A 23810-nucleotide genomic window follows, 5' to 3' on the forward strand; every position below is an offset into this window, starting at 1 on the left:
TGTAGCATATTTCCATCAATCGGGGGGAGGTCCGATGGGTGTGCCGGTATCGATCGCCCAGCCGGGCTCGGGGTCCGTCGCGCACCGGCTGGCGCTGGTGCCGCGGGCAAGACGGCTTCCGGCTGTTCCGGTGCCGGTGGAGGGGGAGGCGTTCGCGTCCTGGATCGACCGGACGGCCTTCGAGCTCGGGGTCGGCCCCGGCCTGCTGGCCCAGCGGCTCGGTCTGGAATGCCGCCCGTCCAGTGCGACCACCCGACCGCTGCTGTTCGGGATCATGCTCACGGCGGAGAGCCTACGCGGGGTCCAGGAGGCGACCGGCCTGGCCGCGGACCGGTTGCGGGCAATGCATCTAGAGCACTACGCGGGCGGCGCCCTGGACTTCACCGGCCTGTACGCGCCGTCCGAGTCCTCGGTGCGGTCCTGGGCGATCCGCGAGTGGGCCCAGGTGCACTCCAGCCGGGCCTGCCCGCGCTGTCTGGCCGAGGGGACGGCGTGGCCGCTGTGGTGGCGGCTTCAGACGGCAGCTGTGTGCCCGCGCCACTCGTGCCTGCTGGCCGACTCCTGCCCGGCGTGCGGCATCCGGCTCCGGCGGGGAAACGCTGGCCATCCGCGAGGTCTGCTGTCCAGGCCTGGCGCGCTCGATCCGACTCTGTGCGGCAACCGGGTGCCTGGCTCGCCCGAGGTCGGCGGGTTGTGTCCCCAGCCGTTGGCCGAGATCGAGGCATCCAAGGTCCACCCGGCGCTGGTGCAGGCTCAGAACCGCGTTCTGGCCGCTGCTGCCTTCCGCCAGCCGCAGCTGCTGGGCGAGCAGGTCACCGCCGCCGAGTGGTTCGCCGCCCTGCGGCTGCTGGTCGCCATCGCGCGGCGCGCGGCGAGCGCGGAGGACCTGAACGGTTGCGAGACCATGCCGCCCGCGGCCCGGGAATCGCTTGCAGCAGCCCTCCGGCACCACCGGTCGGCGGCCAGAGGTGGGATGCACGCCGTGCTGCGGGCGGGCCCGGCCGAGGCCGCAGAAGCGGCCGGACTGCTCGCGCTCGTCGATCCGGTTATGGCCTGCCCGGACCCCACGCAGGCGCGAGACTTGCTGGCACCGTGGGTGACGGTGATGGCCGAGCAACGGCGCGCCGCGAAGGGCGCCGATCGGTTCCGGGGCTTGCCGCGTCCCCGACTGCTGGACGAACTGCTGGCCGAGGCAATGCCCCGCTCGAACAGGGTCGCCGGAGCGCTGACCCACCGCCGAAACCTCCCAGCGCCGCCCCTGCACCTGCACCAGATACCCCACCTGGTCGGCGAGAGCGAATACGCCGAACTCATCGCCGAGCATCTGCCCGCCACCGCGCCCACCTCCGGGCGACGGCTCGCCGCCCTCGCCGTGGCCCGACTGTGCGGGGCGGGCAGCTGGCCCGAGGCCGCCGCCCTGCTCGACATGGACGCCCGCCGCGCGGCCCGGGTCAGCGACACGCTGGTGCGCCGAATCAACGACGCCGGCGCCTTCTGGAAGGCCGTCCGCCTCCTGGCCGAGCGGATGCGCGCGAGCGGACCGGTCGACTACCAGACGCGCCGCACGCTGCTGGTCGGCCTGACCGAGGTACCGCACCGCGTGCTGTTCGCCATCCTCCACCCGCTCGGCCGGGACGTGACCCGCCAGCGGCAGCGGCACGCCGCCGCCTGGGTGTGGCAGCAGCTGACCGGCGGCGACGTGCGGGAAGCCCCCGCGTACCGGCACGGCTGGACGGGAGCGAGCGAGGAGTCGGTCCGGGAGGGCTGCCGGCGCTTCGCCGCCCGCCTCCCGCCCCAGGCCGCCGACGCCCTCACCGCCTGGGGCGAAGAACTGCTGAATCAGCATCAGGGAAGGGCACGATGACTCGCCGACGCACCGTCAGACCTATCGGTCTGGCACTGGGCCAGGTCCTGGTCCGCTACTGCGACCAGGGGGGCAATGAGCGGCTGGTGGCGGCTGCGGACGCCGCCCGGCTGCGGTTCGAGGACGGCCTGCCGGTACGGGACATCCCCTCCTACGCAGGCCAGCAGCACACCCCCGGCGAGCTCTGGTTCGCCACCAGCGACCGGTTCCTGGCCTACGAGTCCTACCTGGAGTCGAAATGGATGAAGCTCCTCGACTTCGACCCTGACGTGGCCGACCTCGCGGCCCAGCCGTTCGAACTCGAGGGCCGCGACCAAGGCGGAGTGTGGCGGCACACCCCCGACCTCTTCGCCCGCCTTGGGGACGGGACGGTGCGGCTGCTGGACGTGAAAGCGGACCGGTTCTTGCCCCACCTCGACGTCGCCCGCCAGCGGATCAGGACCGCGGCCGTGTGCGAGGCCATGGGCTGGGACTACGAGATGGTCGGCGAGCCCGATCCCCTGCGCTGGGAGAGCGTGAAGTGGCTGGCCGGGTACCGCCGCCCGTCACTGGCCGCCGACGAACTCGCCGCACCGCTGCTCGAACTCGCCGCCGACCCGGTCACCATCGGGGACCTGTTGGCCTTCCAGAGCGCACCGGACATCGCCCGCGCGGTGGTCTACCACCTCATGTGGCACCACCGCCTGGCCTTCGACATCACCAAGCCCCTGCGGGACCACACGCTGGTGTGGTCCCGCCCAGCCCCGGAGACGCGCCCGTGAATACCCACCGCATGACCGTCGGCGACTGGATCGCGTTCGAGGACGAGCGCCACCAGGTCGCCGGCCTCGACGGCCTCACCGTCCGGCTGCGGTCCGAGACTGGCCGGCTCCAGGTCATCCTGCTGTCCGAGGTACTGACAGACACGACCTTCCAGGCATCCGTCGCACCCCCGGACACCGCAGACACTGCGGAAGGCGCGGACGACCTGGCCGCCCTCGACCCGGGCGGCATCCTCGCCTCCATCGACAAGGGCCTGGTCAAGGACGCGGTGGAGCGAGAGGCGGACCTGCTGGAAGCGATGACCGGATACCGCTCCGGCGACCCACTCGACGCGCTGCCGGGCGAGCCCCGCGCCGAGTACACCCCCGACCTGCCGCTGACCGAACGGGTCGCCGCCAAAGCGCGCGAGCGCGGAGTCAGCGAGCGGTGGATTTGGAAGCAGTGGGCCCGGCGCCAGGAGCAGGGCCTGTGGGGACTGGTGGACAAGCGCCGGGCCAAGCTGAGCAACCCACTCAAGAACGTCCCGGCGGAGGTCATCCAGGCCATCCGGGACCAAGCCGAGGCTGAACGCCTCGACAGCACCGCGACCATCGGCAACCGGTTCCTGCGACGCACCCAGCAGCGGCTCGACGCCCAGCACGGCGAGGGAGCCTTCACGCTACCCGAACGTGACGCCTTCCGAAGGATCGTCAAGAACCTGCTCGGCGGCCGTGTTACCGAACCCGCCTACCGCCGGGCCACAGCTGCCAACCAGCCTGACCGCACCTTCGGCAACGTCATCGCCCACCGCCCGGGCGAGGTCGTCATGCTCGACACCACCCCGCTGGACGTCCTCGCCTTCGACCCGGAGACCGCTAAGACCCACAGGGTCGAACTCACGATCGCCATCGACGTCGCCACCCGCTCGATCCTCGCCTGGCGGCTCACCCCCGAGGGAACCAAGGCCATCGACATCGGCCTGCTGCTGGCCGACGTGATGACCCCCGAGCCCATGCGCCCGGCCTGGGCGGAGGCCCTGCGCTACCAGGTCCTGCGGATCCCCTACGACCGGAAGCTGACCATCGACGAGCGCCTGGCCGAAGCCGCCGCCCGCCCTGTGGTCTACCCCGAGACGCTGCTGTACGACCATGGCAAGCCCTACAAGAGCGAAGTCGTCCAACGCGCCTGCCACCGCTGGAAGATCGACCTCCAGGACGCGCGCAAGCTCAAGCCGACCGACAAACCGCACGTCGAGCGGCTGTTCGGCACGATCCGTCAGCAGTTCTCCGAGCACGTCGCCGGCTACAAGGGCAACAACACCGCCAACCGCGGACGCACCGCCGAGGATCAGGCGCGCTGGACCATCGACGAACTCGCGGAGTTCTTCGCCGAGTACGTCGTGGCGGTCTACCAGCGGAAAACCCACCGGGGCCTCCACCTGCCCGGTTTCCCGGACATCCGCGTCTCGCCCAACGAGGCGTACCGCCAGGCCCTCGGCTCGGCCGGCTACGTGGACTGCCCGCGCGATCCGAACCTGTACTACGAACTACTGCCGATCGAGCGTCGGGTGATCCACCCCTACGGCGTTGAGATCGACCACCTCGTCTACAACGACGACATCCTCTACGGCTACCGGGGCTCCAAGTCCGACTACCCGGACGGGCTGTGGCCCATCCGCTCCGACCCCCGCAACCTCCTGCACGCCTACTTCCTCGACCCCGCCACAGGGAAGTGGCACGTCCTCACCTGGACACACGCCACCGGTGAACACCAGCCGTTCACTGACATCACCCTTCGCGAGGCCAAGCGGTACATCGCCGCCCGCGGCAAGACCCCGGACGACCAGGACGCGATCGCCGAAGCCCTCGTCGCACTGCAGAACCGCATGGACGCCCCCGAGACGTGGACGGCCGACCGCAAGCGCAAGATCCGCGACCGTCACCGGGCCGCCGCCCAAGCTGCCGATATGCAGCGCGCCGAGCCTCCCGCCAACTCGCCGACCCTGCACGTCATTTCCGACGTCGAACCGGATGGTGAACCGGAAGGCGAAGAGGGCGCCTTCTGGGGCGATCTGGACCTGACCACCATCAAGCCCGCTGAGATCTGGGCCCCGAGCACCCGACAGGACCGCTGATGTTCACCACTTTCGGCTTCGCGCACCCCGGCCTCGCCGAGCCCCGCACCAAGGAGGAATGGCGGGCCTACCTGGCCATGGAGGCTCCACAGCGGCCCTTCATGCCCGCGCACGCGCAGTACTTGCGGATGACCCCTGAGGAGCGCGAGGACTTCAACGACGAGCGGGACGACTTCCACAGCGCGCTCGAGCTCGTGCGCACCCGGCAGATGCGCCGGCTGCACGCCGCCTTCGCCCGCCGGATGAAGGTCAACCGGAACCAGGCGCCCGGAGCCAGGCGCGGCATCGTCCTGGACGGCCCGGCGACCATCGGCAAGAGCACCCTGGTCAAGCTCTTCGCCAAGGACTACGAACTCAAGCTCCGCAAGCGCTACCCCAAGAAGTTCGCCGCGAGCTACGAAGTCGACGGCTACCTCGTCGACTACACCCCCGTCGTGTACCTCAACATCCCGAGTCAGGCCACCCCGAAGGACCTGTCCGTCCTGCTGGCCGAGTACATGGCCATGGTGATGCGCTCCGGAGCGACCAAGACCGAGGTCACCAACGGCCTGCTGAAGAACCTGAAGCTGGCGGGCACCGAGCTGGTCATCATCGACGATGTCCACTTCCTGGACCTGTCCGCCAAGGAGGGCAAAGTCGTCAACGACCACCTGAAGTACCTGGCCAACCACGTCGCGGCCACGTTCATCTACACCGGCGCCAACCTCAACACCAGCGGCCTGTTCCTCGAAGGCCAAGGCAGCACCCGGGCCACCCAGACCTCGGGTCGAAACACCCTCCACCACATGCGGAAGTTCGGAACCACGAAGACGGACAAGATCGCCTGGGTCGAGGTCGTGGCCGCACTGGAGAGCACCCTCGCCCTGTATCGGCACAAGCAAGGCCAACTCGCCGCCCTCTCGCCGTACCTGTACGAGCGAGCCGGTGGCAGCATCTGCGGCCTCTCCGACCTCATCCGCGAATCAGCCATCGAAGCCGTCGTCTCTGGTGAGGAAGCTATCACCAAGAAGTTGATGGACACGGTCCAGCTCAGCCAGATGGCGGAACTTGAGTACCAGGCGACCAGGCCCAAGCAGCGCCCGACCCGTTCGAAGGCACAGGCGGTTGCCTCAGCAAGCTGACGTACTGAACTATTGAATGCGCAGCCCTGTATGGCTATGCCTGTATGTGAATAGTTCAGTGCACAGGTCAGAGTTCCTGTGCACTGAACTATTCACTGTCGCCCGACAGCGGTTGCGGGACGGTGCACGCCAACACGGCGGCGGACGTCCCGGCCCGGCTGGAGGCGCTCGGCTCGCAGGCCGGGCTCGACCGCCTGTCGCTCCACAGCCAACTCCGGGCGGCGCTGGACGTGGTGATCCACCTGGTCCGGGACCAGCGGACCGGACGGCGGCGGGTGGCCGAACTGCACATGCTGATCGGCGACGAACGGGGGCTCGCGGTGACGGCTCCGGCGGTCACGTTCACGGCTCGGGGAGAAGCCCTGCCGGGGCCGGGCTGGGAGCGGCTGCGGCGCCGCTGCGCGGAGCGGGGCGTGGGGTTGCCGGATCTGACGGTGTCCTCGGACACGGCGCCGGCCCCGGCCGCAGGTGCGGTCGAGGCCGGCGCCGGGTTGGCGGGCATGGCGTCGGAGCCGGGCGAGGTGGCGGGATGAGCCTTCGGCAGATGGAGCTGATCTGGGCACTGGCGCTCGGAGGGATCGCGGTCGCGGCCTGGTGCCTGTTGCAGAGCGGGGCCAGGACGGTCCTGGAGGGCGGCGTGGCCGGCCACCGAGGGAGGGGGCGGACATGACGCCCGGTCACATCCTGGTGGCCGCCGGAGCGGGCGGTGTCGCGGTCGGCCTCTGGCTGGGGCTGCGACGGCGGGCCAAGGTGGCCCTCCGGGCGCGCTCCCTGCTCGGGGCGGCGGTGGCGAGCCGTGACCTGCGCGGTCGGATGGTGGAGCTCGCCACGGCCCGGCCACCCTGGCTGGTGGTCGAACTCCTGCTGGTACCGGTGGGGTTGGTGGCCGGTCGGCTCACCGACTCACCGGTGCCGGTGCTGCTGGCGGTCGCGGGGGTGGTGCCGCTGCGGCGTTGGCTGGCCAGGCGACGCAGGGCGGCCGAAGCGCGGCGGCGGGCCTCCGCGGTGATCGAGCTCTGCGAGGGGCTGGCCGCCGAGCTCCGCAGCGGCGCGACGGCCGGCCAGGCGCTGACCATCGTGATGAGCCGCCCTTCAGGGCTGAGAGCGGGGCTCGGTGCCGAGCCCGCAGCGCGGCTGACGGCCGGGAGGTACGGAGCTGACATCCCGGCGGCGCTGCGCCTGATCGCCGAACTGCCCGGTGGCCGGGGCGCGGCGGCGCTGGCCGCCTGCTGGCAGGTCACGGCGGAGAGCGGCACCGGGCTCGCCCCGGGGCTCGACCAACTCGCCGACGCGCTACGGGCGGAGCGGGTGCTGGTGGAGGAGATCACGGGAGAGCTGGCGGGGCCGCGGACCACCATCGCCGTACTGGCCGCCCTGCCGGTGGTCGGCCTGGTGCTGGGTGCTGCGCTCGGCGCGGACCCGGTCCGCATCCTGCTGCACACCCCAGCCGGTCTGGCCTGTCTGGTGGCCGGCGCGCTGTTGGAGGCGGCCGGACTGGCGTGGACGGCGAGGATCGTCCGGGCCGCCGAGGACGCACCGGGGCGACGGGAGCGCAAGAAGCGGCGTGGCAGTGCTCGGAGGGAGGCGGAGAAGCCCGGGGAGCCGTGGGGAGAGCGGGATCGCTGCGGCATCTCCCGGACCGGTCCCGACGGCCGGGCGCAGGACCAGTGGGTCGGGCGGAGTGCCCTGCCCGTGCAGGCCGAGGTTGCCTGGTGAGGCGGGAGTTGGCGCTGCCGCTGGTGTTCGGCGGGCTGGCGGCGGTCACCGTCGGGGCGGGCGCCGTCCAGGCCCTCCGGGGCTGGGCGGTCCGACGGCGGATCAGGAAGTGGCAGCGCGCCACCGGGAGCCGGCACGTGCGGCGGCTGGACGGTGGACGGCTCGGCAGAGCCGTGGCCGCACGCGGTGTCAGCAGGGCGGTGCTGCTGGAGCGCGTGCTGCCGGTGGTGGCGGGAGTGATGGCAGTGGGGTTGGTGGGTGGCCCGGCCGGCCTCGTGGCTGGGCTGCTGACGGGGCTGGCGGCGCGCAGATGGCTGCCCCGGGTCCGCTCGCCGACCGCTCGCCGGGTGGCCGTGGAGCAGGACCGCCTGACTCGGCAACTCCCGCTCACCGCCGAACTGCTGGCCGCCTGCCTCGGCGCCAGCAGCTCCCCGGCCACCGCCGCGGCGGCCGTGTCCGAGAGCGTCGACGAGCCGATGAGCGGCCGATTGGCTTCCGTGGCATCCGAGTTGACGCTCGGAGCGCCGCCCGAGGTGTGCTGGGAGCGCCTCGGAGCCGACTGTCCCTCACTCGCCCCGCTGGCCCGCTGCCTGGTCCGCACGAGCCTCAGCGGCGCCCCGCCCACGGCCCCGCTGACCAGCTTGGCGCACGCACACCGGGCCACCGCCTCCCGAGCCGCCCACGCCCGGGTGCGGCGGGCCGGGGTGCTGGCCACGGCACCGCTCGGCGTCTGCTTCCTCCCCGCCTTCGTGCTGGTGGGAGTAGTGCCCGTGGTGATGGGCCTGACCTCGTTGTTCGCCGCTCGGGCCTGAAAAACCATTCCTGACGACAGAGGAGTTCTGCCATGACCGTACGCGCTGCCCGCACTATCCATCCCTACCGTGAGGTCCGAGTCCGCCAGCCCATCGGCGACAGCCGTCGGACCCGGGTGCTGATGCGCCGCAGGAGGAGGTGGCTGACCATCCGCATCCGCCGTCTGCGGACCGCCCGGAGCGACGCCGGAATGACCACTGCGGAGTACGCGGTGGGGACGGTGGCGGCCTGCGGGTTCGCCGCCCTGCTGTACAAGGTGGTGACCAGCGGCGCGGTCTCCGGTGCCATCAGCGAGCTGCTCAACCGGGCACTCCATGCCGTCTGACGATCCGTCGGCCCTGGGCGGGCAGGCCATGCCCGCCCAGGTCGCGCCGGTCCAGGCCCTGCCGGCCCAGCTCGTGCGCAGCATCGGGGCGTGGCGGTCGGGCGGTCCGGGGCGCGGCGGTAGCGGTAGCGGACGGCGGGCGGAGCGCGGATTCGTGACGGCCGAGACGGCGGTCGCCCTGCCGGCCCTGGTCTTCCTGGTGGCGCTGCTGATCTGGGGTGTGGTCGCGGCGGCCGCGCAGATCAAGTGCGTGGACGCCGCTCGGATCGGTGCCAGAGCGGCCGCTCGGGGCGACGCCGGCGCGGCAGGGCTGGCCCGGGCGGCCGCACCACCGGGAGCACGGGTCTCCGTCTCGGTCGGAGGCGACACCGTCCGGGTCACCGTCGAGGCGCCGAACCCGGCGCCCGGGCGGCTCGGCGGGATGCTGTCGGTCCGGCTGCGCGCCGAGGCGGCAGCGGCCCGGGAGGACGTGATCGGTGCGGAGGGAGGTGGTGGGCCGTGGCCGGCCTGAATGAAGCAGAGCGGGACGAAGCGTTGGTCGGCGATGTGCGCCCGGTCGTCATCGGCACTCGGGCAGAGGGCAGTTGGGCTGGCTCTCGGCGGATGGCGGCCGACCGGGGCTCGGCGACGATCTGGCTGGTCTCGCTGGCGATGCTCGGCTGCGTCGTCTTCTCCGCCAGTCTGGCGGTGGGCGCGGTGGTGTCCGCCAGGCACCGGGCGGAGTCCGCCGCCGACCTGGCCGCGTTGGCTGCCGCCGGGCACCTCATGGTGGACGAGGACGGCGGCTGCGGCAGGGCGGCCCGGATCGCCGGTGAGCACCGGGCCCGGCTGGTGAGTTGTGAGGTCCGGGAGAGCATCGATGCGGTGGACGTGGTGGTGGAGGTCCGGGTCGCGAGGGTCCTCATGCCCGTCGGTCCGGCGCGGGCGCGATCGAGGGCGGGGCCGGTGTGGGCCTGGGGCGACGACGCGGTCGGCTCCACCGCCATCGCTCCCTCTCCGCGCAAGCTCACTCCGGTTGGACCTGCCCCGGCCCTACCGGCCTCTGCCCCACCCCCAGCGTCCACCTCCCCGGTACGCGTCGTGCGCGGCTGCGCTAGCGGTGCGGATGAGGCGACGAGGCGTCAGTTGCCCTCCGACGCTTGCCGGCCAGGGGCGCCCGCCAGCAACACGTCCAGCAGCCGTACCGCCGTCGCCTTGTCCAGCGGGTCGTTCCCGTTGCCGCACTTCGGTGACTGCACGCACGACGGGCACCCTCGCTCGCACTCACAGGCCGCGATGGCCTCACGGGTCGCGGTGAGCCACTGCTCGGCGCCGTGGAAGCCGCGTTCGGCAAAGCCGGCCCCGCCCGAGTGGCCGTCGTACACGAAGACCGTCGGTAGGCCGGTGTCCGGGTGCAGCGGCACCGAGACCCCGCCGATGTCCCAGCGGTCGCAGGTTGCGAAGAGCGGGAGCAGGCCGATCGAGGCGTGCTCCGCCGCGTGCGCGGCGCCGGGGAGTTGGTCGAACGGGATGACCGCGTCCAGCAGTTGGTCCTCGGTGACGGACCACCAGACGGCGCGGGTGCGCAGCGTCCGGGGCGGGAGGTCGAGCTTGCTCTCGCCGAGGATCTCGCCGGTGGAGATGCGCTTGCGCAGGTACCCGACCACCTGGTTGACCACCTCCACCGAGCCGAAGCAGAGCCGGGCCTCGCCCCATTCGACGGTGGTGTCGGTGGAGAGCACGGAGATGGAGGTGATGTCCCTGGCGGAGGTGGTGTAGGGCGGGTCGGCCCGTTCGACGAGGGCGACCGAGGTCTCCAGGTCGAGGTCCTGCACCAGGTAGCTGCGGCCCTGGTGGAGGTGGACCGCTCCGGTGTGCACGGTGGTGTGGGCGGCGGCCGCGTCCACGGTGCCGAGCAGCCGGCCGGTCGAACCCTCCACGATCTGAACGGGGTTGCCGCCGCTTCCCCTCAGGTCCACGGCGTCGGCGGCCCGCTCCCGGCGGGTCCAGTACCAGGAGCCGTCCGTCCGTCGCCGGAGCAGGCCGCGCTTCTCCAGCACCGGCAGCAGCGGTTCGGCGGACGGGCCGAACAGCGTCAGGTCCTCGGCGCCGAGCGGGAGTTCGGCGGCGGCCGCGCACAGGTGCGGGGCGAGCACGTGGGGGTTGTCCGGGTCGAGGACGGTGGCCTCGACCGGGGTGTCGAACAGGGCCTCCGGGTGGTGCACCAGGTAGGTGTCCAGCGGGTCGTCCCGGGCGATCAGCACGGCGAGCGCCCCCTGGGCCTCGCGACCGGCCCGTCCGGCCTGCTGCCAGAGCGAGGCGCGGGTGCCGGGGTAGCCGGCCATCAGGACGGCGTCCAGACCGGAGACGTCCACGCCGAGTTCGAGCGCCGAGGTGGAGGCCAAGCCGAGCAGACGGCCGGAGTGCAGGGCCTGTTCGAGCCCTCGGCGCTCCTCGGCCAGGTAACCGCCACGGTAGGCGGCGACCCGGGAGGCGAGCGGGCCGCCGAGCTGCTCCTGGGCCTGGAGGGCGACCAGTTCGGCGGCCCGCCGGGAGCGGACGAAGACCACCGTGCGGGTGCCCTGTTCGACCAGTTCGGTCAGCAGGTACCCGGCCTCGGCGGTGGCGGTGCGGCGCACCGGTGCGCCCTGCTCGCCGACGTTCTCGGTGAGCGGAGGCTCCCAGAGGGCGAAGACCAGCGGCCCGCGCGGTGAGGCGTCGTCGGCCACCGCCACCGCCGGCAGGCCGGTCAGCCGCTGCGCGGTGACGGCGGGGTCGGCGGTGGTGGCGGAGGCGAGCAGGAAGGTGGGGGAGGAGCCGTAGCGGGCGCAGAGCCGGCGCAGCCGCCGCAGCACCTGGGCGACGTGCGAGCCGAAGACGCCCCGGTAGGTGTGGCACTCGTCGATGACCACGTACTTCAGGGTCTTGAGGAAGGAGGCCCAGCGCGGGTGCGCGGGCAGTATCCCCCGGTGCAGCATGTCGGGGTTGGTCAGGACGTACGAGGCGTACTGGCGCACCCACTCGCGTTCCTCGAACGGGGTGTCACCGTCGTAGAGGGCGGCTCGCACCCGGCTGGGGGCGAGTTCGGCGGCGCGGCGGCGCTGGTCGGCTGCGAGGGCCTTGGTCGGTGCCAGGTAGAGCGCGGTGGCGCCACGCCCGTTGCGCGCCTCGGTGCCGCTGAGCAGGTCACTGAGGACCGGTGCCAGGTAGCCGAGCGACTTGCCGGATGCGGTGCCTGTGGCCAGGACCACAGTTTGGCCCGATTTGGCCAATTCCATCGCCTCGGCCTGGTGGGCCCACGGCTCCGTGATGCCGAGTTCCCGGGCGGCCGCCACGATTTCGGGCCGGATGCCTTCCGGCCACGGTGCGTACCGGGCGGGCCGGGCCGCGATGTGCTCCGTATGGGTGAGGCGGTCGGCCCGGCCACGGCTGGTGGACAGGGCGGCCAGCAGGGCCTCTGGCTGGTGGTGACGGGGCGGCATGAGCAGCCAGTGTGTCACTGCGGTGGCGGAGAATCGCGCCAAGCCATCGTGCGGGCATGGTCACAGGTGGTTGAATGAAGCCGTGACGGCCGCATGGCCGAGGGTTGCATCGCCGCGCTTTCACGAGAAAATCCAGCGGCCGTGCCGTGCCCGGCCTTGCGACCAAGCGGTGGCGGCCATCCGGCCGAGGATCGCAATGACGTAGCAAGGCAAGGTGCTGGAGGTTCCGTGGACCTGTCCCTGTCGACCCGCACTGTCGGCGACCGTACGGTCGTCGAGGTTGGCGGCGAGATCGATGTGTACACCGCCCCCAAGCTGCGCGAGCAGCTGGTCGAGCTCGTCAACGAGGGCAACTACCACCTGGTCGTCGACATGGAGGGCGTGGACTTCCTGGACTCGACCGGTCTCGGTGTCCTGGTCGGCGGTCTCAAGCGCGTCCGCGCGCACGAGGGTTCGCTCCGCCTGGTGTGCAACCAGGAGCGCATCCTGAAGATCTTCCGGATCACCGGTCTGACCAAGGTCTTCCCGATCCACACCTCGGTGGACGACGCGGTCGCGGCGAACGACTGACGGGTGCTCAGGCACCCTCGCCTGGTGGACTGACCAGGCGTCAGGGCCGTTCCGGCACGGGCCGGGCGGTGCTGATCAGCCGTCAGAGCGGTGGTTCGGGGCTCCGGTTCCGATCGCTCCCGTTCGGCGGCGCTCATAGAAGCTCACTCGCGCACCGGCGGGGCCACTACGGCCCCGCCGGTGGCGGATGGTGGGCGACTGCCCCGGCGCGGCGCCGTCCGGCCCGCGCGAGCCCGGGGTGCGATCCCGGGCACGATCCCGGAGGGGAAGACAATGGCAACGGTCGAACTTCGGTTCAGCGCACTTCCCGAGCACGTGCGGACGGCCCGTCTGGTGGCCGCGGCGGTGGCGAGGCGCGCCGGAGTCGATGAGTCGGTGCTCGACGAGGTCCGGCTCGCGGTCGGCGAGGCCTGCTCGCGGGCGGTCGGCCTGCACCAGCGCGGCGGTGTCGACGGCGCGGTCCGGGTGGCGCTCACCGATCAGGAGAAGCGTTTCCTCATCGAGGTGGAGGACGAGGCCGGCACGGCCGGCCTGCCGCCGGTCGGCAGCGACGCCGAGGAGGCCGGGGAGGACGCCGAGGACGCGCTCGGACTGGCGGTGATCACCGGCCTGGTCGAGGACGTCGAGGTGACCTCGGGGGCCAGTGGCGGGCTGATCCGGATGAGTTGGCCGCTGCTGCCGGAGCTCGACGAGCTCTGACGCCCCGCTCCGGGGCTGATCCCCCGAAGACCATTGACAAATTGTTGAAGGTGGCTGTTCCCTGCTCTCGGCGCGATCGGATCCGTTTCGAGAGAAGGACACCTTCCCCATGCGCATGCGCATCCGCATCCTCTGGCCGGCCGGGCACAGCACGGCCACGTTGAGGCGTACCCCCACCTCCGAGGCGCTCTGGGCGGCGCTCCCGGTCACCTCCTCCGCGAACACCTGGGGCGAGGAGGTCTACTTCGGCACGCCCGTCGCCGTCCCGCTCGAGGAGGACGCGGCACAGGTGGTCGAGCCCGGCACCGTCGCGTTCTGGACCGAGGGTGACAGCCTCGCGCTGCCCTACGGCCCGACGCCGATCTCGCGCGGCGGCGAGTGCCGGCTCGCCGGCCCCTGCAACCTGCTGGGTGCGTTGGACGGCGATCCCGCAGTTCTGCGCACCGTCCGGCCCGGGGACGTGATCCGGGTGGAGCGGGTCTGAGCCCGAGCGGTGCCGTGTAGGTTCGCAGGGTGACGTTCGAGAAGCGGCTGTGGGCCGCACCCGTACTGGGCCTGACGCTGGCGATGGGCGCCGTCGGCTGCGGCGGCGACGACAACTCCGCCGCCGCGCTCGACTCCTGGGCGAAGACCGTCTGCGACGCCGCCCACGACCCGATCGCGCAGTCCACGGCCGCGCTCGACGGCAGCGGCAAGGTCGTCCCGGGGGAGGCCCCGGCGGACCTGCAGAAGCGGCTCGCCGCCGACCTCGGGACGCTGGCGCAGACCAACCAGCAGCTGGCGGACGCGATCGGCAAGGCGGGGGCGCCGAAGATCGGTGACGGCGCCAAGGTCCAGCAGGGGGCGACGGACGAGCTCAGGCAGGCGGCCCAAGGCTACCTGGACGTCCAGCAGAAGCTGACCGCGCTGCCCAACGGGGACCAGGCGAAGTTCGCCGACGGCCTGCGCAGCGTCAGCGACCAGATCCAGCGGCTGGCCCAGCAGTCCACAGACGCGCTCAACACGCTCCAGAGCGGCGTGCTCGGCGCGGCGATCTCCAAGCAGACCGGCTGCAAGCCGTCCCCGGCTCCGACGGACAGTCAGGCACCGGGCCAGGGCGGCGGCCAGACGCCCGGTCAGTCCCCCGGACAGACACCGGGGCAGACCCCCGGGCAGAGCGGCGCGCCGACGGACGGCCAGTCCCCGCCCGCAACCCCGCCCGCGACGCCGGCAACCCCACCCGCAACCCCCTCCGCCACGCCGAGCAGCTGACCCTCCCCGCCCCCCGGGCCCTCGGCGGCCCGACGGCCGGAGCGCAGCCCGGGCGGCAGGCGGGAGAATGGGGCGGTGACCAGTAGCAGCCCTGTGCTTGACCATGCCCGCCTCGCGAAGCTGCGCGAGGCGCTGCTCGCCGCCTCCTACACCGCCGACGGGTGCCTTGACCTGCTCGGGCCGACCGCGTACGCCGCGCTCGCCCGGAGCGAGGCGGTGCCCGCGCTGCGGGCGACCGCGGGCGGCAGCCCGTTGGAGACCCTGGTGCGGCTGTTCCTGCTGCAGCAGCCGGTGCCGTACGCCGCCGCGGCCGCCGCGCTGCCGGTGGAGGACTGCCTGACGGACCGTTGGCTGGTCCGGGACGGTGAGCGGGTGCGGGCCGCCGTCGACGTGCGCCCGTACGCCAACGAGGTGGCTGGGATGCCCAGCGCGGACGCCTGGGTGGTCTCGGACCTGGGGTGCGCGGTGGGTGGTGCGGGCGGCATCGGTTCCGGCGAGACCCCGCACGGGGTGGCCCGCAAGGACCTGGTGCTCGGCGTCGGCGGGGCCTCCACCACGCTGGCCAACCTGGCCGTGCGCCGTCCGGTGCGCCGGGCGCTCGACCTCGGCTCCGGTTCGGGTGTGCAGGCCCTGCACACCGCCCGGCACGCCCAGCACGTCACCGCGACCGACCTCAACCCGAGGGCGCTGCACTTCACCGCGCTGACCCTGGCGCTCTCCGGTTTTGAGAACGTGGAGACCGCCGAGGGCAGCCTGTTCGAGCCGGTCGGGGACGGGAAGTTCGACCTGATCGTCTCCAACCCGCCGTTCGTGATCTCGCCCGGCAGCCGCTTCGTGTACCGGGACGGCGGGATGGCGGGCGACGAGCTCTGCCGGTCGATCGTCCGGGGCGCCGCCGCGCACCTGGAGCCCGGCGGCTTCTGCCACCTGCTGGCGAACTGGCAGCACGTCAAGGGCGAGGACTGGCAGGACCGGTTGGCCGGCTGGGTGGCCGGGACGGGCCTGGACGCCTGGGTGGTGCAGCGCGAGGTGCAGGACCCGGCCCAGTACGCGGAGCTCTGGCTGCGCGACGGCGGCGACCACCGGGGCCCGGGTTCGGACTACCAGGCCCGGTACGGCGAGTGGCTGGACGCCTTCGAGGCGGGCGGGGTCGAGGGCATCGGCTTCGGCTGGATCACCCTGCGGGCGGGTGGCGCCGAGCAGCCGACGGTCCGGATCGAGGAGTGGCCGCACCCGGTGGAGCAGCCGCTCGGCCCGCACATCGAGGACTGGTTCGGCCGGCAGGACTTCCTGCGCGACCACGACGACGCCGCGCTGCTGGTGGCCCGTTACCAGCTGGCCGACGAGGTGGTGCAGGAGCAGGTCGGCGCCCCCGGCGCGGAGGACCCCGAGCACGTGATCCTCCGTCACAACCGGGGCATGCGCCGGGCCACCAAGGTGGACACCGTCGGCGCGGGCTTCGTCGGGGTCTGCGACGGCACGCTGGCGGCGGGCGAGATCGTGGACGCCATCGCACAGCTGCTCGGCGAGGACCGGGTGGTGCTGCGGGACCGGGTGCCGGAGTCGCTGCGGCTGCTGACCGAGCAGGGGTTCATCGAGCCGGTGGGGTGACGGGACGGTGCCGGTGCGCACGGTTGTCCACAGGCGGTGGACAACCGTGCGCACCGGCGGCTTTCGAACACCGGGGTGGCGGGATGCGGGCCCGTCCGGCATCGACCAGGGGGTCTGTGGCGATCCGTCATCTCCGGTTCACCGCCCGGTGGCCCCCGGTTCGGTGGGCGTACGACGCCCCGCCGTCCGTGCCTGCCAGCCTCCCGTCCACAGGCTGTGGACAAGGCGGGGGCAGACGGAGGGGCGGGGCGATGGAGACGCCGACGGCGTTGGTGGCAGGGGTGGTACTCACGTTCTTCGGTAGCGCGCTGCTGCTCTGGTGCGCTGTCGAACTGCGACTTCGCCACCGCCTGCGCCGCCACGGCGTGCCCGCCACTGCCCGGGTGGTCGCGGACCGCGACTCCTTCGGCGAGCACCGCGTCGACACCTACGGCGAGCTCGACAGCGCTCCGCTGCTCGCCGTCCCGACCGGTCCGGACCGCTCCGTGCTGACCCGGCCGCGTGGGCAGACCCCCCTGCGCCGACCGGCCTGGCTGACGCCCGGCACGGTGGTCCAGGTGCGGTTCGACGCCCGGCGGCCGAACCGGGTGGTGCTGGCGGCGGGTTCGGCCGGTTCGGCAGTCCCCGGGGATGTGCTCTGGCTGCTGCTCGGCACCAGCGCGCTCGCCGCCGGTCTGAGTCTGCTCGGGGAGGCCCTCGCCCGGTAGGCGGGCGGAGGGACGGCCCCCGGGGAGTGGTGTGGATACGATCCAGCCGCCTGCGGTCAGGGCCCGGCGGGCCTGTTGGGCCGCCTCCGGCCGCCGCGCGCCTGCTCGCTGAACGGTCGTCCGCGTCCGGAATCCGACTTCCGGCGCACCCGGCACCCCCCTCCGCGCGGCGGGAACGCTCGTCATCGGGTTACCGTTCGAGTGGCGTAGGTCGGCCTTGCCGGTGAAAAAGTGCGATCCGTTCGTTTGACAAGGGTGGCCAGGGTACGGTCACACTCCGCTGGTGGGGCCGTCGCGGAGCGGCAGCTCCACAAGGCGGGGAGGACGGGGTTTTCGCGCTCTCCCAGGCCGCCACGCGCCGCCCAGCAGACGTAACGACCGGGAGAGAAGAGCGAAGGTGTCCCCGAGCAGCGAGACCGCGCACGGCAAGCGACTCGTCATCGTCGAGTCGCCGGCCAAGGCCAAGACGATCAAGGGCTACCTGGGCCCCGGCTACATCGTCGAGGCCAGCGTCGGGCACATCCGCGACCTCCCCGGCACGGCCGCCGAGGTACCGGACAAGTACACCGGTGAGGTGCGCCGCCTCGGAGTCGACGTGGACCACGACTTCGCTCCGATCTACGTGGTGAACGCGGACAAGAAGTCGCAGGTCACCAAGTTGAAGTCGCTCCTCGCGGAGTCCGACGAGCTCTTCCTCGCCACCGATGAGGACCGCGAGGGCGAGGCCATCGCGTGGCACCTCCAGCAGGTCCTGAAGCCCAAGGTGCCGGTGCACCGGATGGTCTTCCACGAGATCACCAAGGACGCCATCCAGGAGGCCGTCCGCAACCCGCGCGAGCTGAACCAGCGCCTGGTGGACGCCCAGGAGACCCGTCGCATCCTCGACCGCCTCTACGGCTACGAGGTCTCGCCGGTGCTCTGGAAGAAGGTCATGCCGAAGCTCTCGGCGGGCCGCGTGCAGTCCGTCGCGACCCGGCTGGTGGTCGAGCGCGAGCGCGAGCGGATCGCGTTCCGGACCGCTTCCTACTGGGACCTGACCGGCACCTTCGGCACCGGCCGCACCGCCGCGGACGCCGCGAACCCGGAGTCCTTCGGTGCCCGGCTCTCCCAGGTGGACGGCAAGCGGATCGCCACCGGCCGTGACTTCGGCTCCGACGGGAAGATCAAGAGCGCCAACACCCTGCACCTGGACGAGACGGCCGCCCGCGCGCTGGCCGCCGCCCTGGAGCAGACCGCGTTCTCGGTCCGCAGCGTCGAGTCCAAGCCGTACCGCCGCTCGCCGTACGCGCCGTTCCGCACCACCACGCTCCAGCAGGAGGCCAGCCGCAAGCTGGGCTTCGGCGCCAAGCGCACCATGCAGGTGGCCCAGAAGCTGTATGAGAACGGCTTCATCACCTACATGCGTACCGACTCGACCACGCTCTCGGAGACCGCGATCTCGGCGGCCCGGGCCCAGGTCACCCAGCTCTACGGTGCCGACTACCTGCCGGACGCGCCGCGCACCTACGCCTCCAAGGTGAAGAACGCCCAGGAGGCGCACGAGGCGATCCGCCCCTCCGGCGACCGCTTCCGCACCCCGGCCGAGACCGGTCTGAGCAGCGACGAGTTCCGGCTCTACGAGCTGATCTGGATGCGCACCGTCGCCTCCCAGATGAAGGACGCCGTCGGCCAGTCGGTGACGGTCAAGGTCGGCGGCCGGGCCGCCACCGGGCAGGACGTGGAGTTCTCCGCCTCCGGTAAGATCATCACCTTCCACGGCTTCCTCAAGGCCTACGTCGAGGGCGCCGACGACCCGAACGCCGAGCTGGACGACCGCGAGCGCCGGCTGCCCCAGGTGGCCGAGGGTGACCCGCTGGCCGCCGAGCAGCTCAACCCCGAGGGCCACTCGACCAAGCCGCCGGCCCGTTACACCGAGGCCTCGCTGGTCAAGGAGCTCGAGGACCGGGAGATCGGCCGTCCGTCGACCTACGCGTCGATCATCGACACGATCATCAACCGGAAGTACGTCTTCAAGAAGGGCACCGCGCTGGTCCCCTCCTTCCTGTCGTTCGCCGTGGTGAACCTGCTCGAGAAGCACTTCGGCCGCCTGGTCGACTACGACTTCACCGCCAAGATGGAGGACGACCTCGACCGGATCGCGGCCGGTGAGGCGCAGTCCGTGCCGTGGCTCAAGCGCTTCTACTTCGGCGAGGCCGTGGCCCCCGAGGTGGCCGGCGGCGCCGCCGACGCGGGCAACGGCGACGGCGACCACCTCGGCGGGCTCAAGGAGCTGGTCACCGACCTCGGCGCGATCGACGCCCGGGAGATCAGCTCGTTCCCGCTGAACGACGAGATCACCCTGCGGGTCGGCCGCTACGGCCCGTACGTGGAGAAGGCCTCGACGGTCGAGGGCGAGCCCGGCCAGCGCGCCGACATCCCGGACGAGCTGCCGCCGGACGAGCTGACCGTCGAGCTGGCCGAGGAGCTGCTGGCCAAGCCCAGCGGTGACTTCGAGCTGGGCAAGGACCCGCAGTCCGGCAACATGCTGGTCGCCAAGGACGGCCGCTACGGCCCGTACGTCACCGAGATCCTGCCCGAGGGCACCCCGAAGACCGGCAAGAACGCGGTCAAGCCGCGCACCGCCTCGCTGCTCAAGACGATGGCGCTGGACACCGTCACGCTGGCCGACGCGCTGATGCTGCTCTCGCTGCCCCGGGTGGTCGGCGCCGACGCCGAGGGCGTGGAGATCACCGCGCAGAACGGCCGGTACGGCCCGTACCTCAAGAAGGGGACCGACTCGCGCTCGCTGACCAGCGAGGAGCAGATGTTCACGGTCACCCTCGATGAGGCCCTGGCGATCTACGCCCAGCCGAAGCAGCGCGGACGGGCCGCGGCCGCGCCGCCGCTCAAGGAGCTGGGCAACGACCCGGTCAGCGAGCGGCCGGTGGTGGTCAAGGACGGCCGTTTCGGACCGTACGTGACCGATGGCGAGACCAACGCGACGCTCCGCAAGGACGACTCGGTGGAGGACATCACGCCGGAGCGCGGCTACGAGCTGCTGGCCGAGAAGCGGGCCCGCGGGCCGGTGAAGAAGACGGCCAAGAAGGCTCCGGCGAAGAAGGCCGCGGCCAAGAAGGCTCCGGCGAAGAAGACCACCACGGCGGCCAAGACGGCTGCCAAGAAGACGACGGCGGCCACGACCACGGCGGCGAAGAAGACCACCGCCAAGAAGGTCGCGGCGAAGAAGACGGCGGCTTCCGAGCAGGACTGATCCGACCGCTCCGCGACGAGGGCCCGCACTCCGGTGCGGGCCCTCGTCGTATGCCGGGCGGGTACCGCGCGGGTGCCGGGTGTTCTGCGCGGGGAGTGTCACAACCCTGTGATGACGCGGTTCCGGAGGCACTCGCCCCTCTTATCCGCCGGGTGGCGACCGCTACGCTGACGGTATGACGAGCGAGGAGCAGCCCAGCCCGACCAGCGCCCCCGAGCCACCGGAGACCCGCCCTGCGGGGACGCCCGGCGAGCGGGCCAGGGCGCTGCTGCGGCTGCGCCCGTACCGGAGGCTGTGGACCGCGCAGCTGATCGGCGGAGCCGGTGACCGGCTGGGGCTGCTGGTGCTGGTCGGCCTGGCCTGGGTGGCCGCGCTGATCGGTGGTCAGTTCGGGCACGGGTACCGGGCGGGGGCGCTGGCCGTCGCCGTGGTGCTGGCCTCGCGGCTGCTGGCCACCCTGCTGTTCGGCGCGGCACTGCTCGGACCGGTGCACCGTCTGGTCGCTTCGACGCTGGACCGGCGCTGGGTGCTGCTCGGGGCCGACGCCTTCCGAGCGGTTCTGATCGGGCTGTCACCCTGGTGGCTCAGCTGGTCCGCCGGCTCGGCGCTCTGGCTGCTGCTCGGCACCGCCTTCCTGGCCGGTGCGGCCGAGCGGGTCTGGGCGGTGGCCAAGGACGCGGCCGTGCCCGGCCTGCTGCCGGTCGCCGACCCGTACGCCGCCAGTTCGCAGCAGCGGCCCTCGGCCGCCTACCTGGAGACGGTCCGCTCGGTCGACCTGCGCACCGGCTGGGCCGTGGTGCCGCTGGCCGGTGCCCTGCTGGTCGGGCTGACCCTGCTCAACAACGTCTTCGCCGCCTTCGGCGCGGACTGGCTGCGGACGCACCAGTTCACCAGCGCCGGAGTGGGCGCGGCGCTGCTGCTGGCCGCCTCCGCCGTGCTGCTCCACCTCCAGCAGCTGCCGTCCGGCGCGGCCGGTGCCCCGCGCTCCCCGCTGCAGGGCCTGCGCGCCCCCACCGACGCCACCCCCGGCCCCGCGCTGAGCAAGGGCCGGACCGGCTCGGCCCCCTACTTCACCTTCGCGGTGGCCGCCGCCTACGCCTCGATGGCGGGCGTGGCCGCGCTCGGCCTGCTCACCTCGGTCGACCACCGGGGCGGTCCGATCGGCTACGGCCTGGTGGTGCTGGCCGCCGGCCTCGCCCCCGCCGTCGGCATCCGGATCACCCGGCCGCTGCTGCCCTCGCTCTCCCGCCGCCGGCTGCTGGCGCTGGCCCTGATCACCGAGGGCCTGGCGCTGATCCTGGCCGGGCTGGTGCTGGACTTCGTCCTGGTGCTGCTGCTCACCGTGCTGGCCGGTCTGGCCGCCGGCGTGGTGGTCGGCACCGGCCGGACGCTGCTCGCCCAGGAGGTCGAGGAGGCCCGGCTGCCCAAGGTCACCGAGCACCTGCAGGCGGTGCTGCGGGTGGTGGTCGGCGCCGCGCTGGTGCTGATGCCGCTGGCCGCCGCCGGGTACGGCGAGATCTCGCTCGGCGAGGTCCGGCCGGGCAGCTTCACCTTCATCCACGACGGCGCCGCGCTGGCCGTCGGCTCCGCCGGGCTGCTGGTGCTGGTGTTGGCGGCCGTGGTGCTGCTGAAGACCGACGACCAGCGGGGCAGCGTGCCGTTCGGCCGCGAGCTGCTGCGCTCGGTCCGGGGCGCGGACGTCGTCCCGGCCCACCGGGTGAGCGGCACCGGCTACTTCATCGCCCTGGAGGGCGGCGACGGCGCCGGCAAGTCCACCCAGGCGAACGCGCTGGCCGAGTGGATCCGCAGCAAGGGCCACGAGGTCGTGATCACCCGCGAGCCGGGCGGTTCGCCGATCGGCCAGCGGCTGCGCGCCCTGGTGCTGGACGTCGGCAACACCGGCCTCTCGCACCGGGCCGAGGCGCTGATCTACGCGGCCGACCGCGCCGAGCACGTGGAGAACGTCATCCGCCCGGCACTGGAGCGCGGCGCGGTGGTGATCACCGACCGGTACATGGACTCCTCGATCGCGTACCAGGGCGCGGGCCGCGACCTGGCCGCCACCGAGGTGGCCCGGATCTCCCGCTGGGCGACCGGCGGGCTGGTGCCCGACCTGACCGTGCTGCTGGACGTCGCTCCCGAGGCGGCGCGCGAGCGCTTCACCGAGGCGCTCGACCGGCTGGAGTCCGAGCCCACCGAGTTCCACGCCCGCGTGCGCGCCGGGTTCCTCGCGCTGGCCGCGGCCGACCCCGCCCGCTACCTGGTGGTGGACGGCAGCCAGCAGCCCGCCTTCGTCACCACCGCGATCCGCCACCGGCTCGACCGCGAGCTGCCGCTCTCCGAGCAGGAGAAGGTTGCCCGGATCGAGCAGGACCGGCTCGCCCGCGAGGAGGCCGCGCGCCGCGCCGCTGAGGAGGCCCGCCTGAAGGCCGAGGCCGAGGCGGCCGAGCGCAAGCGGCTCGAACTGCTGGAGGAGCTCCGCAAGGAGCAGGAGGAGAAGGACCGGCTGGCCCGCGAGGAGGCCGAGCGGCTCGCGGCCGAGGCGGCGGCCAAGGCCGCCGAGGAGGCGCGGCTGAAGGCGGAGGCCGAGGCGGCCCGCCAGGCCGAGGAGGCTGCGGCCCGGGCGGCGGCGGAGGCCGAACGGCGCAAGGCCGAGGAGGCGGAGCGGCAGCGGCTGGCCGCCGAGGCGGCGGCGCAGGCGGAGCTCCAGCGGCAGCGCGAGGAGCAGCGGGCCGAGCAGCGGCGGCGGGCCGAGGAGGCGCTGCAGCGGGCGGAGGCGGCGCGGGTCGCCGCGGCCGCGGCTGCCGCGGCGACGGCTGCTGCGGCAACTGCGGCAGCAGCCGAGGCTGCGGGTTCGGGCGAGGCGACCACCACCATGGAGCTGGCCCACCCGGGCCGGGACCGGGACCAGGCCACCACCGAGCTCCGGAAGCCGGCCGACGAGACGGCCGTGCTGCCGCGCGTCCCCGCGGACGAGACCGCGGTGCTGCCCCGGGTGCCGGCGGCGGGCGAGACCGCGGTCCTGCCGCGGGTCCCGGCGGACGAGACGGCCGTGCTGCCCAAGGTGGAGGGGGCCAGGACGGCCGAGCTGCCGAAGCTGCCGGCCGAGCCCGCCCGGCCCGCCTCACCGGCGGCCCCCGCCGCCCCCACCACCCCCGCCGACCGGGTGCCGTCCGGACTGTGGCGGGACGAGCCGGCCGAGCCGGCGCGGTCCGAGGCCGAGTCCACCCGGGAGCTCCCGGTGCTCGGGGAGGAGCCGCGGCCCCGGCCGTCCTGGGCCGAGGAGACCCCGATGGACGACCTGCCCAGCCTGACCGACAGCCTGCTCGGCTCCCGCGAGGAGTGGGCGCGCTGGGACGAGACCGACGAGGAGCAGGACCAGGACCGCAAGGGCCGCAAGCGCAAGTAGCGGCCGGGGGCGGCCGGGCTGACGCGCGGCTGGGCCGACGGGCGGACGGAGGGGCGGGTACGGCCGGGGGCCGGGCCCGCCCCTCCCGCGTGCGGTGGACCTGTCGGTGACGGCCCTTGGCTGTCCGCCGTTGCGGTT

Annotated in this window: 19 protein-coding genes and 1 pseudogene; 19 read left to right on the forward strand and 1 reads right to left on the reverse strand. The window is 72.9% G+C overall.

The genetic code is table 11. The annotated features are described in order from the left end of the window. The first annotated feature begins 34 nt into the window (after positions 1 to 34). From ACZ6ZR_RS23175 to ACZ6ZR_RS23225, 11 genes and pseudogenes are all read left to right on the forward strand, one after another. Positions 35 to 1864 (forward strand): TniQ family protein, encoded by a 1830-nt coding sequence (locus ACZ6ZR_RS23175; protein ID WP_465645159.1) that lies wholly within the window; start codon positions 35 to 37, stop codon positions 1862 to 1864. Next, the gene (locus ACZ6ZR_RS23180; protein WP_465645161.1) at positions 1861 to 2625 is read left to right on the forward strand and encodes a TnsA-like heteromeric transposase endonuclease subunit; all 765 of its coding nucleotides are present in this window, start codon (positions 1861 to 1863) and stop codon (positions 2623 to 2625) included. Before ACZ6ZR_RS23175 ends, ACZ6ZR_RS23180 begins: the two co-directional genes overlap by 4 nt. After that, entirely contained in the window at positions 2622 to 4739 is a 2118-nt protein-coding gene (locus ACZ6ZR_RS23185; protein ID WP_465645163.1) for a Mu transposase C-terminal domain-containing protein, read from the forward strand. Before ACZ6ZR_RS23180 ends, ACZ6ZR_RS23185 begins: the two co-directional genes overlap by 4 nt. Then, a complete protein-coding gene (locus ACZ6ZR_RS23190; protein WP_465645165.1) occupies positions 4739 to 5860 on the forward strand; it encodes a TniB family NTP-binding protein in 1122 nt (373 codons plus the stop codon). The genes ACZ6ZR_RS23185 and ACZ6ZR_RS23190 overlap by 1 nt, the downstream gene beginning before the upstream one ends. Positions 5861 to 5982: 122 nt before the next feature. Beyond that, on the forward strand, positions 5983 to 6393 hold the full coding sequence (locus ACZ6ZR_RS23195) for a hypothetical protein (RefSeq protein ID WP_465645167.1): 411 nt from the start codon (positions 5983 to 5985) through the stop codon (positions 6391 to 6393). Beyond that, positions 6390 to 6530, forward strand: a complete 141-nt coding sequence (locus tag ACZ6ZR_RS23200) for a hypothetical protein (protein WP_465645168.1) — start codon at positions 6390 to 6392, stop codon at positions 6528 to 6530. The genes ACZ6ZR_RS23195 and ACZ6ZR_RS23200 overlap by 4 nt, the downstream gene beginning before the upstream one ends. Continuing rightward, positions 6527 to 7576, forward strand: coding sequence for a type II secretion system F family protein (locus ACZ6ZR_RS23205; protein ID WP_465645170.1), 1050 nt, complete (start codon positions 6527 to 6529; stop codon positions 7574 to 7576). The genes ACZ6ZR_RS23200 and ACZ6ZR_RS23205 overlap by 4 nt, the downstream gene beginning before the upstream one ends. After that, entirely contained in the window at positions 7573 to 8388 is an 816-nt protein-coding gene (locus tag ACZ6ZR_RS23210) for a type II secretion system F family protein (RefSeq protein ID WP_465645172.1), read from the forward strand. Before ACZ6ZR_RS23205 ends, ACZ6ZR_RS23210 begins: the two co-directional genes overlap by 4 nt. A 122-nt stretch (positions 8389 to 8510) precedes the next feature. Continuing rightward, positions 8511 to 8714 (forward strand): DUF4244 domain-containing protein, encoded by a 204-nt coding sequence (locus tag ACZ6ZR_RS23215; protein ID WP_465645213.1) that lies wholly within the window; start codon positions 8511 to 8513, stop codon positions 8712 to 8714. After that, positions 8704 to 9225: a TadE family type IV pilus minor pilin gene (locus tag ACZ6ZR_RS23220; protein WP_465645174.1), complete on the forward strand. Its 522-nt coding sequence runs from the start codon at positions 8704 to 8706 to the stop codon at positions 9223 to 9225. The genes ACZ6ZR_RS23215 and ACZ6ZR_RS23220 overlap by 11 nt, the downstream gene beginning before the upstream one ends. Before the next feature lie 92 nt (positions 9226 to 9317). Further along, positions 9318 to 9647, forward strand: a pseudogene (locus tag ACZ6ZR_RS23225) (Rv3654c family TadE-like protein); the annotation flags it as partial. 188 nt (positions 9648 to 9835) lie between these two features. Here the strand turns inward: ACZ6ZR_RS23225 and ACZ6ZR_RS23230 are convergent. After that, complete coding sequence (locus ACZ6ZR_RS23230; RefSeq protein WP_465645176.1) at positions 9836 to 12175, reverse strand: DEAD/DEAH box helicase; 2340 nt, start codon at positions 12173 to 12175, stop codon at positions 9836 to 9838. 228 nt (positions 12176 to 12403) lie between these two features. On the opposite strand from ACZ6ZR_RS23230, the gene bldG reads away from it, so the two are divergent. The 8 genes from bldG to tmk all read left to right on the forward strand — a co-directional run bounded on the left by bldG (position 12404) and on the right by tmk (position 23672). Continuing rightward, positions 12404 to 12745 carry an anti-sigma factor antagonist BldG gene (bldG, locus tag ACZ6ZR_RS23235; RefSeq protein ID WP_345289613.1) on the forward strand — a complete coding sequence of 114 codons (342 nt, stop codon included), beginning with the start codon at positions 12404 to 12406 and terminating at the stop codon, positions 12743 to 12745. Between the two features lie 273 nt (positions 12746 to 13018). Then, positions 13019 to 13444, forward strand: coding sequence for an ATP-binding protein (locus ACZ6ZR_RS23240; protein ID WP_465645178.1), 426 nt, complete (start codon positions 13019 to 13021; stop codon positions 13442 to 13444). Between the two features lie 115 nt (positions 13445 to 13559). After that, positions 13560 to 13928: a cyclophilin-like fold protein gene (locus ACZ6ZR_RS23245; RefSeq protein ID WP_465645215.1), complete on the forward strand. Its 369-nt coding sequence runs from the start codon at positions 13560 to 13562 to the stop codon at positions 13926 to 13928. A gap of 29 nt (positions 13929 to 13957) precedes the next feature. After that, the gene (locus ACZ6ZR_RS23250) at positions 13958 to 14695 is read left to right on the forward strand and encodes a hypothetical protein (protein ID WP_465645180.1); all 738 of its coding nucleotides are present in this window, start codon (positions 13958 to 13960) and stop codon (positions 14693 to 14695) included. 75 nt (positions 14696 to 14770) lie between these two features. Beyond that, positions 14771 to 16306, forward strand: a complete 1536-nt coding sequence (locus ACZ6ZR_RS23255; protein WP_465645182.1) for a DUF7059 domain-containing protein — start codon at positions 14771 to 14773, stop codon at positions 16304 to 16306. Between the two features lie 251 nt (positions 16307 to 16557). Further along, complete coding sequence (locus ACZ6ZR_RS23260; protein WP_465645183.1) at positions 16558 to 17013, forward strand: hypothetical protein; 456 nt, start codon at positions 16558 to 16560, stop codon at positions 17011 to 17013. 397 nt (positions 17014 to 17410) lie between these two features. Beyond that, complete coding sequence (gene topA, locus ACZ6ZR_RS23265) at positions 17411 to 20263, forward strand: type I DNA topoisomerase (protein ID WP_465645185.1); 2853 nt, start codon at positions 17411 to 17413, stop codon at positions 20261 to 20263. 175 nt (positions 20264 to 20438) lie between these two features. Beyond that, complete coding sequence (gene tmk, locus ACZ6ZR_RS23270) at positions 20439 to 23672, forward strand: dTMP kinase (protein WP_465645187.1); 3234 nt, start codon at positions 20439 to 20441, stop codon at positions 23670 to 23672. Positions 23673 to 23810: the final 138 nt, after the last annotated feature.

This window comes from Kitasatospora sp. NPDC088742 (genome assembly GCF_055584905.1).

Bases quoted from the DNA above. Each gene is read 5' to 3' on its own strand.
- ACZ6ZR_RS23175 (WP_465645159.1), top strand. From the start codon at position 35: ATGGGTGTGCCGGTATCGATCGCCCAGCCGGGCTCGGGGTCCGTCGCG.
- ACZ6ZR_RS23180 (WP_465645161.1), top strand. From the start codon at position 1,861: ATGACTCGCCGACGCACCGTCAGACCTATCGGTCTGGCACTGGGCCAG.
- ACZ6ZR_RS23190 (WP_465645165.1), top strand. From the start codon at position 4,739: ATGTTCACCACTTTCGGCTTCGCGCACCCCGGCCTCGCCGAGCCCCGC.
- ACZ6ZR_RS23200 (WP_465645168.1), top strand. From the start codon at position 6,390: ATGAGCCTTCGGCAGATGGAGCTGATCTGGGCACTGGCGCTCGGAGGG.
- ACZ6ZR_RS23205 (WP_465645170.1), top strand. From the start codon at position 6,527: ATGACGCCCGGTCACATCCTGGTGGCCGCCGGAGCGGGCGGTGTCGCG.
- ACZ6ZR_RS23215 (WP_465645213.1), top strand. From the start codon at position 8,511: ATGCGCCGCAGGAGGAGGTGGCTGACCATCCGCATCCGCCGTCTGCGG.
- ACZ6ZR_RS23220 (WP_465645174.1), top strand. From the start codon at position 8,704: ATGCCGTCTGACGATCCGTCGGCCCTGGGCGGGCAGGCCATGCCCGCC.
- ACZ6ZR_RS23230 (WP_465645176.1), bottom strand. From the start codon at position 12,175: ATGCCGCCCCGTCACCACCAGCCAGAGGCCCTGCTGGCCGCCCTGTCC.
- ACZ6ZR_RS23240 (WP_465645178.1), top strand. From the start codon at position 13,019: ATGGCAACGGTCGAACTTCGGTTCAGCGCACTTCCCGAGCACGTGCGG.
- ACZ6ZR_RS23245 (WP_465645215.1), top strand. From the start codon at position 13,560: ATGCGCATCCGCATCCTCTGGCCGGCCGGGCACAGCACGGCCACGTTG.
- ACZ6ZR_RS23260 (WP_465645183.1), top strand. From the start codon at position 16,558: ATGGAGACGCCGACGGCGTTGGTGGCAGGGGTGGTACTCACGTTCTTC.
- tmk (WP_465645187.1), top strand. From the start codon at position 20,439: ATGACGAGCGAGGAGCAGCCCAGCCCGACCAGCGCCCCCGAGCCACCG.